11 protein-coding genes are annotated in these 13214 nt (G+C 64.8%); 3 read left to right on the top strand and 8 right to left on the bottom strand.

What is annotated here, in order from left to right; translation table 11 throughout:
• Positions 1 to 208: 208 nt before the first annotated feature.
• The 6 genes from ACFV9C_RS43715 to ACFV9C_RS43690 form a co-directional block, all read right to left on the bottom strand.
• The gene (locus tag ACFV9C_RS43715; RefSeq protein ID WP_380203857.1) at positions 209 to 784 is read right to left on the bottom strand and encodes a hypothetical protein; all 576 of its coding nucleotides are present in this window, start codon (positions 782 to 784) and stop codon (positions 209 to 211) included.
• Positions 781 to 2415 (bottom strand): hypothetical protein, encoded by a 1635-nt coding sequence (locus tag ACFV9C_RS43710; protein WP_380203855.1) that lies wholly within the window; start codon positions 2413 to 2415, stop codon positions 781 to 783. Before ACFV9C_RS43710 ends, ACFV9C_RS43715 begins: the two co-directional genes overlap by 4 nt.
• A 145-nt stretch (positions 2416 to 2560) precedes the next feature.
• Positions 2561 to 3520: an ATP-grasp ribosomal peptide maturase gene (gene tgmB / locus ACFV9C_RS43705; protein WP_380203853.1), complete on the bottom strand. Its 960-nt coding sequence runs from the start codon at positions 3518 to 3520 to the stop codon at positions 2561 to 2563.
• Between the two features lie 12 nt (positions 3521 to 3532).
• Positions 3533 to 3736, bottom strand: a complete 204-nt coding sequence (gene tgmA, locus ACFV9C_RS43700; RefSeq protein ID WP_380203851.1) for a putative ATP-grasp-modified RiPP — start codon at positions 3734 to 3736, stop codon at positions 3533 to 3535.
• Positions 3733 to 4302 carry a GNAT family N-acetyltransferase gene (locus ACFV9C_RS43695; protein ID WP_380203849.1) on the bottom strand — a complete coding sequence of 190 codons (570 nt, stop codon included), beginning with the start codon at positions 4300 to 4302 and terminating at the stop codon, positions 3733 to 3735. The genes tgmA and ACFV9C_RS43695 overlap by 4 nt, the downstream gene beginning before the upstream one ends.
• Positions 4299 to 5708: a helix-turn-helix domain-containing protein gene (locus tag ACFV9C_RS43690; protein WP_380203847.1), complete on the bottom strand. Its 1410-nt coding sequence runs from the start codon at positions 5706 to 5708 to the stop codon at positions 4299 to 4301. The genes ACFV9C_RS43695 and ACFV9C_RS43690 overlap by 4 nt, the downstream gene beginning before the upstream one ends.
• 376 nt (positions 5709 to 6084) lie before the next feature.
• Between ACFV9C_RS43690 and ACFV9C_RS43685 the strand changes: the two genes are divergently transcribed.
• The 3 genes from ACFV9C_RS43685 (at position 6085) to ACFV9C_RS43675 (ending at position 9750) form a co-directional block, all read left to right on the top strand.
• Positions 6085 to 6402: a hypothetical protein gene (locus ACFV9C_RS43685; RefSeq protein ID WP_380203845.1), complete on the top strand. Its 318-nt coding sequence runs from the start codon at positions 6085 to 6087 to the stop codon at positions 6400 to 6402.
• A 757-nt stretch (positions 6403 to 7159) separates the two neighbouring features.
• Positions 7160 to 7843, top strand: coding sequence for a diguanylate cyclase domain-containing protein (locus ACFV9C_RS43680; RefSeq protein WP_380203843.1), 684 nt, complete (start codon positions 7160 to 7162; stop codon positions 7841 to 7843).
• A gap of 260 nt (positions 7844 to 8103) precedes the next feature.
• Positions 8104 to 9750, top strand: coding sequence for a ricin-type beta-trefoil lectin domain protein (locus ACFV9C_RS43675; protein ID WP_380203841.1), 1647 nt, complete (start codon positions 8104 to 8106; stop codon positions 9748 to 9750).
• A gap of 310 nt (positions 9751 to 10060) precedes the next feature.
• Here the strand turns inward: ACFV9C_RS43675 and ACFV9C_RS43670 are convergent, their stop codons facing one another.
• Together ACFV9C_RS43670 and ACFV9C_RS43665 are read right to left on the bottom strand one after the other, a co-directional pair.
• On the bottom strand, positions 10061 to 10921 hold the full coding sequence (locus ACFV9C_RS43670) for a hypothetical protein (protein ID WP_380203839.1): 861 nt from the start codon (positions 10919 to 10921) through the stop codon (positions 10061 to 10063).
• 836 nt (positions 10922 to 11757) lie between these two features.
• Positions 11758 to 12723 (bottom strand): type IV toxin-antitoxin system AbiEi family antitoxin domain-containing protein, encoded by a 966-nt coding sequence (locus tag ACFV9C_RS43665; RefSeq protein WP_380203837.1) that lies wholly within the window; start codon positions 12721 to 12723, stop codon positions 11758 to 11760.
• Positions 12724 to 13214 lie beyond the last annotated feature (491 nt).

The following is a 13214-nucleotide window of genomic DNA, read 5'->3' as shown; positions in this document are numbered from 1 at the left end:
GGGAAGTCGCTAACAGCGCCTTCTCCTGCGCACTGATGGCGCCGCAGCTCAGGCAGGTCGGGCTTGGTCGCGCCCGACCAGGTCGGTCACGGATCTAGCCATCTGTTCGGGCGGTGCCACCTGTCGATCTGCACGCAGACCAACTGAGCGGTCGAGCAGCACTCCCAAGTCGATCACGAGTCAGGCTGCGGCTCGCCCAATCGGCGCATTACTCGGCGGGTTTCGCAGCTCTACGGGCGCGTGACTGCTCGGCCCGAATGCGTTCCTCCTCGTCGATCTCGTCAAGGCTCATGGCGTCGATCTCGAACGGCGCCTGGGTCAGCCGCTCAGCAATACCGCGGAACGGCAAGGAGCCGCCATAGAACTCGATCTCCCGGTGACCGGGCCAGATCTCGCCACCTCGTTCGAACAGTTGCACCATCGGCTCGTACGGATCCTCAAACGTCGGAAAACGTTCCTTCGTCCGGTCGCCTAGAGACGCCCAGCGGAACATGTCCGTGACCACCTTTGTCGACATCGTGCCCAGCCGATGCCCGATGCCGGCCTCAAGCCGCTGCATCCAGGCTGGATCAATCTCTACCGCCGGCTCGAACGTCACAGCCAGGTCGAAGAATGGCCACTTTTCCGGCACGGCCAGGGCGTCGGCCCAGACTGCCATTCGGCGCAGGTACTCAGCCGCTAACAGCCCGCGTGACGCAGCGCGCCGCAACGCGGCGGCATCATCGCCCCAGTTCGCCGCCACCAAGCGCGACAACAGCCTCTCGCACGCCGAAGTATCCGTCACAAGCCGAGCCCCTTCTTCGCTACACGTACCACTTCGTCCAGATTCGACAGATCCTCTGCCACCCGAAGATCACCTCTCGGCAAACCCAATGGATCATCCCAGAGTCTCAGCAGATTCTTCGGTCTTGATTGTGCGCTCAGCGGAGCGATGTTATGGGCCGACGGGTAGTCCATTGAAACCCTCGTCATCCCTGCAACGGTCCAGGCCTCTGGATCCGCTGACTTATACGGCACCCCAGCCTGCATCAGCTTCGACTCGACGTACTCGTGCGCCAGCAGCGATCGAAACTCCTGACGCTGTCCGTCAGTCAGCTCGTTGCCTGACGCCACACGCTCCCACAGGTCCCCGAACTCCGCGTACGGCGTGAAGTAGCCATGCCTGACCTCGCCCGGGCCGATGGCCACATCGTGCTGGCGCTGGAACAAGTGTTGCTTCGCTTCGTCGATGACCTCGCGCGGCAAACCGCTGTTCTCTGCAAGAGCGTCCAGATCGTCGGCTTCCCGGATACGGCGATACTGCTCCATTTCCACCGTAGTCGCGTCTTCCACGAACTCATGGCCGGCCTCAACCCGCCCGTCCACGTAGGCGATCTGCTCCCGAACAGAGTCGGTGCCAACAGCAACATCGTCTGCGTCTGGGGTGACGGGCGGCCCGACCGGATCGTCACGGAGGTCCCGCTCGCGATCCGTCGCCTCGACATACTCGACGGCGTTTGGCGGATCATCGCGGCGAAGCCGGTCAGCAGTAACGGGAACGGCCGCCTCGTTGGGTAGCTCCGCGGTTGTTGAGCTGCGGTCGTCAGCCGCCGACCCGGCACCTTCTGTTTCGCCGCGCTGGTCAGCCTCGGACTTCTGCGTGTCGCGATCGCCCAACTCGACGTCCGTCGGAGAATCTCCCCGTTCGGACGTCGACTCCGCCTGGGCGTCTGGCGGGCTGAGGTACTGGAGACGCGCCAGTGTGTCGTCGTGAAGCATGTGGGCCCGAAGCTCTGGCGAGTAGGAAGCGAACCGGTCCTCCGGCTCGGGTCGATCATCGACCGGCGTCGCCGCCGGGTCCGAGGGAGGATCGACCGGTCGTCGCTCGGCCGACTCGTCATCGCCCCGCTCGGCTGACGACCACTTGGAGTACCCCGGCCAGTACATCTCATCGAGACGTTGCTCAAGCTTTTCGCGAGCAGTCAGCGGCGGCGAGGATCGACGGTCCGCGGTCCCGTCTTCGTCAATTGAGTCAGCCTCGGATGCCTGCTCCTCCCTCAGCCGAGGGGCATCGGACGCCCGCGAGTTCTCCTGCGTGCTCTCCGGAGCCTGGTCCGCAACATCGGCGGAATGCCGGCCGGTTGACTCATCACCTTGCTCAGCTGATTCCTCGCGCGCATTGCGCGGCCAATAGACGTCATCGAGGCGCTGCTCGGACTTCTCGCTCGCAGTAGACGGACGCGGCGTCTCATAACGTGTAGCGACGTGGCGATCCGGCATCGGAGCATCTCTACGGCTTGCCGGCTGATCACGCACATCGCCGTCGGACTGCCGAGACGTCTCGTTCTCACGATGCCCGGTTTCGCCAGCCTGATCCCCTGGCGTGTTGCCCTTGCTCGGGTCGTCGCCGCCGCGACGACCTCTCAGCTCGGACACAACCGTCCCCTATCGTCGCGAACGCAAACCTGAAGTAGCAGAACCATCACGAACAGTATCCGCCGCGAAGCCCACACCGGGCAGTGATCGCCGGTGCGTGTCAGAGCATTCGGGCCCAGGCCATTCGTCTGCGCGACGGCCTTGATCAACCCGACTCGCTCGGTGCCGTGAGTTCGTCAGCGATCGCACAGGCGACTGCGTCCGCGATACCAGGAAGCCACGCCCACTGGCCGTTTGCATTGATCTCCAGGAAGTACCACCGGCCGTCAGGTGCAACTACAAAGTCGAGTACGCCGAAGACCAGGTCGAGGCGAGCCATCAGCTGGTCGACGCCAGCACGTATCTCGTCGGGCACCTGAGCAGGCCTGTACGTCAGGGCGTCATAGTCAGTACGCCAGTCCAATGCGGCCTGCGGGCTGTTCGCCTGGATCTCGACTGCGAACATCTGCGATCCGACCACAACGAGCCGAATGTCGTGGCGCTTGGGCACGAACTCCTGGAAGAGGTGTGCGGTCAGCCGCACGGAGTCGTCGATCTCGTCCGGCGCCACGAAGCGGACCGTCGGTGTGCTGACGGGACCGTTGGCGAAGTCGCGTCCGATGCCCTTGTAGATCACCTGTCCGACCTGTTCGGAGGCGAACGTCCGAGCTGCCGTCGGATCATTCGTAATGATCGACCGAGGCGAAGCGAGGCCGGAGGCGTGGGCATGTCTGAGCTGATACGGCTTGTACGACGCTATGCGTTCGGCAGCAGGGTGGTTGATCCAGCGGCAGGGCAACGCCATGAGCACTCCGGTGAAGCCCGCCTGAGCCTCTGTGGAGGAGAACTCACGCTCCTCGTCTGTCATGTCGGCCGGCAGCCTAAACTGCGTCGGTCTGCGACAGTAGATGCCCCGAATGCCGGCCAGGTCGACCTCGCGGCCACCATGTTTGATGACCCCGGTCCACCGGCCTTCGTAGTGAGCCTCCAGGGCGATATCCGTCGGGAAATCGGCCAGGTCACAACGAAGGACCGGGGTCTTGGACTCGTGGAGCTTCTGAACAACAAGGTCGGCCGTCACGTCATTCGGGTTGGTGAGTACCAGGACAGCCGACTCGTCGCTCATCGGCGCAGCAGATCAGGCGAGCAGGCTGTTGGCGTCGTCGTTGCCGTCGCCTGGCCGGCAGTGCTCGGCTGCGAGCACTCCAGGCTGTGCGACCCAAGGCTGGCCGTCGGAGTTCATGCTGATCTGCGTTTCGGGGTCGTACTGTGCCTCGTCCGGCACCGTCTGCTCGACGGTGGAACGTACGAGGTGGGACATACCGAACGGACGGTTGCTCATGATCGGGGCCTTTCTTCGAGAGGCGAGGCGGACTTGCTGTCGTGCAAGGGGAGGACGTCGATGTCCTCAACGGGCCAGTGCGGGTACGTCTGCGTGGTGCCGACCTTCTTCCACCCCCAGCGCTGATACATCGCATGAGCCTGCGCACCCGGGCGGGAAATGAGACTCGCGAAGGCTTCCGGTCGGTCGGCGAGGAGCGCATCGACGAGCTCGCGAGAGAAGCCGCGGCCACGGAAGTCCGTGTGTACGCCGAGCTCGATCACCGCGAAGAGAGGGCCCGAAGCGATGTCGGCCGGAGGCAGGTCAGTCTTGACGCCGGTCCACCATCGTCCAGGAGGGAAGGTGAATCCGTACGAGAACCCCACGAGTTGCCCGTCGGTCTCTCCAGCGATCAGGACGAAGCCATCAAGGCCTGCGTGCTTCGTGATGCGGATCTCGAATTGCTCGATGTCCTCGTCCGACATCTCGTAAGGAGGTTCGGAGTAGGCGTTCGCGTAGAGCGGCTTGAGCTTAGGGATGAGATCGAGCGTCTCGGTCCCCGTATGGCGCGTGAGGGTGAGGGTCATGCTGTCTCCGAGTCGAGTCCGGCTTGACATGTCTGGTCGGCGAAACGGACGCCTCGCGAGGTCCTCGATGCGCGTGCTGCTCTGGCCACCGCCCGGATGTGATGACGAGCGCGTCGGGAACCAGTTGCGGCCACGGACGCGAGGTGTGGAGTAAGGACCTCGGCCGCGCCGACAACGTCGCCAGAGCTGACCATCGACCTAGCCAGCAGCGTCGTGTAGAGGAGTCGATTCCGCTGGAGGTGCAACGGGATGCGGTCGATCATGTCCCGGTAGAGCGACTGGGAGCGGGCCGCATCGCCGAGTAGTCCGTAGGACAGCGCTCGAAGCCCGTCATACTCCGCTCGGTCATAGAAGTTCAGCCACTCCGGGTCGTCGTCGGCTGGCCTGTCCGGGAGCAGATTGGCCGCCTGGCGCTGCAATCGATCGAACTGCGCTGGCTCGTGACGAGCTGCCCAGGCCGCGGCCTCACGAATAAGCAGCAGGGACCTGAGTCTCGGCGATGCCCAACCACTCGCAACTGCAGTCGCTCGTTGCGCAAGAAGCAGACCCTCAGGAGCGCGGCTCAGGCTGAACGTTGCTTGGTTCGAGAGGCTGCTGAGCGCAAAGACCTCCGTCTCGAGGTCGTTCGCCAGCTGTGCTTGGAAGAGCGCGTGCTGCCAGTGAATGCGGGCCACAGTTTGGTCGCCGCCATCCAGGTGGAGCCAGCCAGCCATCATCGAGAACTGCCCCGCAAGGGATTGCGCCTGCTGGGTCAGTTCGTACGACGCCAGCCGCGACTGGACCACCTCGTCAGCTCGCCCGGCCAGCCTGACGGCGAGCGTACACAGCGCATCCGTCCCGCCGTACTCGTCACTCAGTTGCTGGAGCCGCGGAACGGCCGAGTGAAGCGTGTCGAGTTCCCTCTCGGCATCGGCCGAGCGCATTCTGTCCGGACGCTCGCCAAACGCACTCCACACGGAAGCGGCGGCAGACGCGCCGACACCACTGAGGAATCTTCGTCGGTCCGTAGCGTCCTCCTTGCTCCGTGCCCGAGCCGGACCAGCTTTGGCTGCAAGGCCGGCAAGACCGCGTGGAATCCCTAGACCATCGCAGAGCGACCGGATCGTCTGAATCGTCGGGGTCGGGACCCTGCCGTTCATCAACCGGGAGATCGTGGACTGAGTCAGGCCAGTGGCCTCGCTCATCCTCATCTGGGTGACTCCGTCGGCGGCGCTGATCGCTCGCAACGCCGCCGACCAATTCCAATCGCGCAGAGCAGCGACGACGTCCTCGTGAACCAGTACGTCGGCCGGCCCCTTGAACGTCGTACTCGAGGGCAGGTCACGACGGGCGACTGCACACGCTCCACAGACCGAGCCAGGATTATGCTGGCTCAGTGCTGCCTCACAGTGTTCGCATCGTCGCACGGAAGTAATTGTCCCGAGCCCTCTCCGTTGGCGCTATGCAAGCCTGCATAATGCGGCCGCACACTCATGCAGATAGGCATCGTGATCACGGTAGCCACGTCTGCACTCTCTGTAGTGTGACTGATCGTCCCAAGCAAAGCCACCACGTCATCGCGGCGCCGCCTACACCGTGCGACCGCCCGCGGACATCCGTCCTCGACGTGGAGTCCTCCGACGATCCTGACTACCGGGTCTGCGTATGGCTCGATGCTCACCTGATCGCTGAGTGGACCGGACCGAGCTCGAAAGCCGAGGACTACATGGCACTCCTCTCCAGCCAGTTCCCCAGCCTCCGCCTAAGCCGTGAACCTGTGCTCGAACCTGCGGAGGTCCGCTGATGCGTCGATTCGAGCTACTGAGCAAACGCGACCCATCCGGTGGCATCGGAACGGGGATTGTTGCCATTGGCGTCGAGTTCCCGTTCGACGAGCAGCGCAATGCCTGGGTTGTCCTCAAGTGGCTCGGCGCGTATCCGGGCATCGCATTTTGGCCGAGCGTTGACGATCTTCTCGAGGTTCATGGTCACCTCGGGGCGGCCGAGGTTCTCTGGCTCGACCCCGAGGATGCAGACCAAGACGAAGAGTCCAACGCCGAAACCGCCCAATGCCACCAACCCCGCGGGGCGTTCATGGACGCCGGCAGGCATCACACCTAGACAGCGCGGCCGGCGTGCTGGCAGCTCCCCAGAGCCCGCGCCGGTCGCGCCCACCAACAACCACGACGGCGATCCACATCAAGGAGGAATTCGTGAGGCAGATATCTGTCGATGCGGGTCGGTGGGCCATGATGGTTCCCACTGGAGGTGTCATTGATGGTCCGCAGGACAAACAGGCTACTCATGGCGGCACGCGCGTACATCGAGCGTGGAATCGCAGTCATGCCAGCGTCGCCCATGGTGCCCGACTCCGCTGGAACCAGTTGGCGCACCACGTGGATGTGCAGTTGCGGCGACCGGTACTGCGAAACTCCCGGCGCACACCCGCTAGAAACAGAACCATTGACTCAGCTGAGCCAAGTGTCGGCCACCTACGACGTATCCGCCCCTCCGAACCTCCTGATCGCGTCGGGCCCGCAGGTCGCCATCTGGCGCGTGCCACTCGCGCCTGGCTCGTATGCAATGCGCCGACTCGAACAGCAACGCCTCACGATCTGGCCACCAGTCATGCGGCTACCGGACCAGGGCTGGATCTTCTGCACGGCACCGACCAGGCAGCCCACTGGGCTAGCCGACATCGAGTTGATCAGCCAGGACGCTCCGGTCCTGGCGCCACCGTCGCGAGGACCAAGCGGCAGCAAGCTCTGCTGGCTCTGGAGCCCACGGTTCCCTGCGGTCCCGTTGCCGGACGCAGAGCCAGTCCTCGCCGCCCTTGCCGTCGGCTCGCTGGACGAGCTCCGCGTAGCTGGGGCGGCCGATGAGCACCCCGACGCGGCTTCCGGACTTTCCGAGCAGACCCGCACCGGCCGTTGACGCTCGGCACGATCGCTTCCCTCCGCCGACCGTCGGCGGCTGGTGCGACGACGCCCGCGACGACCCGATCACGGGCCTGGTTGCGTGGCCAGGCTTCTTCGCCCGTCTGCCTGCTCTGATCGCCGACGCCATCGGCCAAGGCGACAGCGTCGGCCTGGCGATCGGCGACGTCGACCATCTCAAGGACTACGTCGAAGGCGCCAAGGCCGTCGACGCCCAGTCCTTTGGTCACCTGGCAGGAAACGCCTTCATGGGCCGCCTCGGCACCCTGGCCCGCAACTGGCTCTGGCGCTCAAGCCTCGAACGCAGCTGCCTAGCCACCTTCGGAGGCGACGAGATCGTTCTTATCACGGCGACCGTGGCTGAGCAGGAATTCCTCACCATCGTCGAAGGCTTGCGCGACCAATTGTGCGCTGGCCTACCGCGGACGGTCTCCGTCGGCACAGGCGTGATATCGCCGGCCGATCTACCCACGACCGTGGTCGGAGACCACTGGTGGCGCGAATTCATCGTCCACACGATCGGAGCGATCGAACACAGCCTCTTCGACCACAAACACGCACGCAACACAGGAGCGCAGATAGCGCAGGGCTTCATCGCGCATGCATCCGTCGGCGCAATCCGCTGACATCTTGCGCGCCGACGGCGTCGGCGCTGGAGGGCATCCGCCGGGGTGTCTTGGACGTCGGCCGCGCTGACTGGTTCGGCTCGGTAATCAGGCGCCGTGGCGGACGTTTGCGGTCATCGCCCAGCGTGGCAGAAGTTACTTCCGAGTCGCCATTGCATCGTTGTAACGGCCTCGCCAGAATGGGCTTTCAACGTTGCATGGCCCGGTTGCCGAGTAGCGGTCGACCGCCCTTCTCCCCGCCCAGAGAGGAACTGTCAACGATGCTGAACCAGTGGAGACGTGTCGCGAGGCCGGTGGTCTGGACGCTGTCGGTCGTCATCCTCGCTGCCGCTGCCTGCATGGCTGCCGACGCGCCGACGGCTTCTGGGATACCTGTCGCGTCCGACGAGCCGGCCGTGGCCTCGGTCGCGCCGGCGGCCGTCGGGGACGGCGCGGGCGGTACCTTGCTTCGCGACGGAGCGGGGCTGTATCCCCGGGTGATCCGGCTGCAGCACAGTGGCGCCGCCAATGGTCGGATCCTGGCCAATATGGTGACGTTCGTCGGGAACGGCGACGGGCTCGGCGCGATCTACGAAAGCACCGACGACGGTGCCAGATTCCGTCAGGTCGGCGCGGTCGCCGACCCAGAGTCCGCGGACGGTCAGGGACTGTGCTGCGCCACCTTGTACGAGCTGCCGCGGGCCGTCGGCCACCTGTCGGCTGGGACGCTGTTGTGGTCCGCGTCGGTCGGAGCCTCCCACCGACCGATGTCCCTGCGGATCTGGCGCAGCAACGACCTCGGCCGGACGTGGTCCTACCTGTCCAGTTGTGCGGACGCGGCGAACACGCGCGGCTTATGGGAGCCCGAGTTCTCCATCGCGGCCGACGGTCAGCTCGTCTGCCACTACTCCGACGAGACCGATCCGGCCCAGAACCAGAAGCTGATGGAGGTCCGCTCCGTCGACGGTGTGCACTGGACCGACCGGCGGGCAACAGTCACCAGCGACGACTCGCGGCACCGCCCGGGGATGCCAATCGTCCGCAAGCTGCCGAACGGCACCTATTTCATGACGTACGAGATCTGCGCCCTCGGTGGACAGTACGACTGCGCGGCGTTCTATCGAACGTCGCGCGACGGGTGGAACTGGGGCGACCCGAAAGATCGGGGGATCCAACCTCGGACCGCCGACGGAAAGTACTTCACCCACACGCCCACCATCGCCTGGAGCGCCAACGAAGGCGACCGCAATGGCAAGCTGCTGCTGATCGGACAGATCCTCAACAACGCCGACGGCTCCGTTGCTGATGGCAACGGCCGGACCATCTTCGTGAACACCGAGAACGGCACCGGCCCCTGGTACGAGGTCGCGGCGCCTGTCGAGGTGCCGAACCCGTACAACAACTTCTGCCCCAACTACAGCTCGCCGCTATTGCCCTCAGAGGACGGCCGGAAGGTCCTGGAGATCGCCAGTGCCTGGGCTCCCGACGGCGAGTGCAAGGCGTACTTCGACAGCGGCTCGAGCGTCGGCACCGGCGACGACGCCGGCGTCCGCGACGGAGCCACCTCACCAATAACCAGCGCCGCCACCGCACTCTGCCTCAGCACCACGGCCGGCACCGACCACGCCGGCCAGGAAAGTTGCGACGCGACAGCGGTACAGCACTGGCAGATCAGCAAGCTGGGTCAGGGGTCGTACGCCGTCCGTGCCGCCGACAACTCATGCCTGAAGACCGACGGCCGCCTGGAGCCCTGCGACAGCGGCGCGGGCGCGACCTGGAATCTCGTCAACGTCGGCGTCGGCTACTACCGGCTCAAGGCCGGTGGCCGCTGTCTCACCGCCCACGGGTCCGCCACCCACCCGGGCCCAATCACCGTCCAGGCCTGCGACAACAACCAACACCAAATCTGGAAGGCGTCCCTGAGCTGAACTCGGCGATCTGCCGTGTCTCATCCCACCGAGCCTCTTCGCTGGGATGAGACACGGTTGTTGCCCTGGGCATCAGCGCAGGTCGACCTGGCAACTGCGGAACTCCGGGTCAACCGACTTAACGCCAGCCGCGAACGCACTGGACTTCGTCTGGACTGTTCCGGCGCCAAGCCGCCGCCATGGTGTGACTGGACGAATGGACCAACTGTTTCGTCGGCTCAACAGTCGCGATTGGCGTGACTCCGCAGAGGCCGTGGACCTGCGCGATCAGATCGAGATCTTCAACTCCGAGACGGTCTCGCGGCTGGGACTACCGAGCACTTGACGGCTGGGCGTCATCCCAAGCGGCGAGGAGTTCAGCCTCCCGTTCATGGCGCGTCCCAAGCTGGCGTTGCCGTGGATGTTCGATGAGCCCGTCGCGGTCAAGCGCCTCTTTGAAGTCGTGCAGAGTGTCGCGGAGTGGTCTGCAGACGACTCCCGCCTCAGCCGCGCGCCTGCCGTCCACTTGCCAGGTAACTTCAGGGATTCGCCATAGCGGGATCTCCGTCCACTGCCGGATGCCCTGCTCCGCCAGCCATCTGGGGTCCACCCACACCGGTTGAGCACGGTGTCCGGTCAGTGCCAAGCACGCGTCGATCATCGAGCCGCACGTCGAGTGGCCGATCGGGACGACCAGGTTCACGACGCCGTCCCGTTTTGCCTCGACGGAGTCGAGGAGGAACGTTGACACGTCGCGTACGTCGACTGGCTGGATGGGCTGCTCAGGTGGCGCAGGGAGCAGCCAGCGACCACCACGTGCAGCTCGCGCCAGCAACTTGAGTCCGCGGCCGACGTACTCACCTGGCCCCAGGATGACTCCCGGCCGCACGATCAAGGTGCGCACAACTCCCTCCATCGTCGCAGTCTCGCAGCCCGCCTTTAGCGTGCCGTACTGACCGCCGATCGTGAGGTCGGCTAGTTCGGGGCAATTTTCGGTGAAGGTCGGCGACGATGGCCAGAGCGCCGACTCCTCGCTGACAGCGACAGCTGGCCAATCGAGATAGGCACTCACGGTCGAGATGAGCAGGTACTGCTCAATCTGCTTTCCGAGCGCTTCCATCACCCGAGTGACGTCGACGGGTTCATACGCGCTGGTGTCGATGAGCGCGTCCCATGGGCCAGAGTCGGCCAAGCGCTGAAGGTCTGTGTCGTTCCGGCGATCGCCGAGAACATGTGTCGCGCCGGCTGGCGGCTGACCACTCTTGCCACGGGAGAGAGAGCCGTGACCTTCCAGCCCCGGGCCAAGGCATCAGCGATCAGCGTTCGCCCCAGAAACCAGCTGCCACCGAGGATAAGGAGTCGCATGAGGCAATCTTGACCTCTCACGGGTGTGCCGCGCCGACTCCACCGAGTTGCACCACCTGATCAAGTCATCTGATATGTCCGACACGGCTGGCCGTGATCAGACGACGCTGATCGAGCAACACGCGCTGTCCCTCGTCGCCACCACCTTGATCTACGGCCAAACACGCCCAACCAGTCGAGGTCCGCGCCGCACGCTCGTGCCCTTCGCCATCCTCGCCTGCTTAAGGTCCACGCTGGGCATCCAACCCATGCCCATCAGTGCGCTGACGCGCGAAGCCGTACCAGCCGTCGACCGCCGCTCATACTTCCCAGGGCCGCAGTGAGTCGTCAGCTCTCTACGAGTGAATGAATGCGGTGACTCCAGGCGCAGCAGCGGTGCCGTGAGTCGACGAGCGTCGCTGGTCATGAAACGACAGCCTCAATCCGAGCAAACATCTTGCATGCGAGGCGCGACTCCGCACGAGCCGGAGCGATGAGCACGTCGACCGCTCAGCCGTTGAGCTTGCATGACCGAGCTGACGAACCCACGCAGCCGCCATATTTCGGGCGGGCAGCTGTGCTGAGCATTCACCGCATGAACGCCGGAGAGGGCTACCTGTACCTGCTTCGCCATGTCGCTGCTGGCGATGTCGATCGGCGAATGGCTACGCCGTTGACCGCGTACTACACCGCGTCGGGATACCCGCCAGGCCGCTGGATGGGACAGGGCCTCAGCTGGCCAGCTTGGTCCCCAGGGACTGTCGCAGCCGGTTCGCTTCCAGCTGAGTCAACGGCTCCGCCATCGTCGATCTTCCTGTTCTGCCGGCGTGCGGCATCTTGTGTTCCGTCAGGGCGCGCTGCATTGACTGGGTGTTGAGTCGCCGAGGTGTAGTCGATCCTTTGCCCCAATTGGCGAAGTTGCTCGTCAACGGCCTGGCTGACGATGTCTTCGAACTGGGGCGCGAGTGCGCGGAGGAGCTTCTCCCGCAGCTCAGGGGCCGCCAACTCCAGAAGCCCGGTGTCAGGTCGGAAGCCAGCTGCCTTCAGGAGCGCCGCCAGCATGGCGTTGCCGTCCGGAGATCCGAACCGCTCGGCCGCCGGCTCGAGCGCCTGTACGAGGGAACCGGACGTGACGTCGGTGGTGGCGACTGCATCGCGGACCACTGCGGCGAGGTGATCGAAGTCGGTACCGCCGGTAGCCAGGTCGTTGACGGTGCGCGCGACGGAAGTCACCGGCAGCCCATCGACCCACGCGACATCTCCGTCCGGTAGGCCGCGCTTGCGATACCGGATGTCCGGCTGCGTGGTCTGCCGACGTACCGCGGCAGTGAACTCGTACTTGGAAGCCAGCACATCGCCGAGTCCGTACACGGCTGCCGCAGACTCACCAGACACCACGGCCAGCGGCTGATTGCCCGCCGGCTGGCTGCCGGTGGCCAACCAGGCTGCACGCAGACCCTGCAATGGTCCGGTGTCGGCGGAGGGAAGAGCGTAGACACCATGACGAACACGCTGCACAGTTCCGCGGTCAGCAAGGCGGGACAGATGCATCTTGGACACGCCCGCCCCGTAGGCCTGGGCCGTCGTCACCAGTCCCCACTGGCTGGAACCAACCAGTTCCAGCGACTCCAAAACGTCAACCGCACGCATCACCCTCACCTCCCAACGCTCTAATAGTATCACCTTATCGTTACTTTCAGAGGTACATCGCGACAGGTTCGTCACTTTGCAAGTATCCCGATCATCGAGGAGGGCACCCGCCGAGTGGCGGCTCGCGTCTACGTGCCAACTCAGTTCCTCCCACCAGGCCAGCCAGAAGTGACAGGGCGAAACGAGGCCCACCTACCGTGGTCTCGGTAGGGTCTGAGGTGCGGCGTCGCCGACCCCACGCCCGACTGACCAAGCTGCTCACCAGATCGGCGCAGCTCAGGTCGCCCGACGACTGGTGAATTGAATGGCTCTGCCCGAACTGGATGTCGAACGCGTGCAGCGGTGGTGCACCGCACGGGTTCCCGAGCAGGCTCGCGATCAGCTGCGTATCGAGTGCGACGTCGCTCCACGCCTAGCGCCGACTCGCACCGTCGCGACGCATCGACGACGTCCTGACCGAGATCGATCGCGACCCCACCAACGTGTTCTGG

Source organism: Kribbella sp. NPDC059898, from assembly GCF_042730855.1.
Lineage (GTDB): Bacteria > Actinomycetota > Actinomycetes > Propionibacteriales > Kribbellaceae > Kribbella.
The sequence above is the reverse complement of the archived record's forward strand: the minus strand, read 5'-3'. Positions and strand labels throughout refer to the sequence as shown.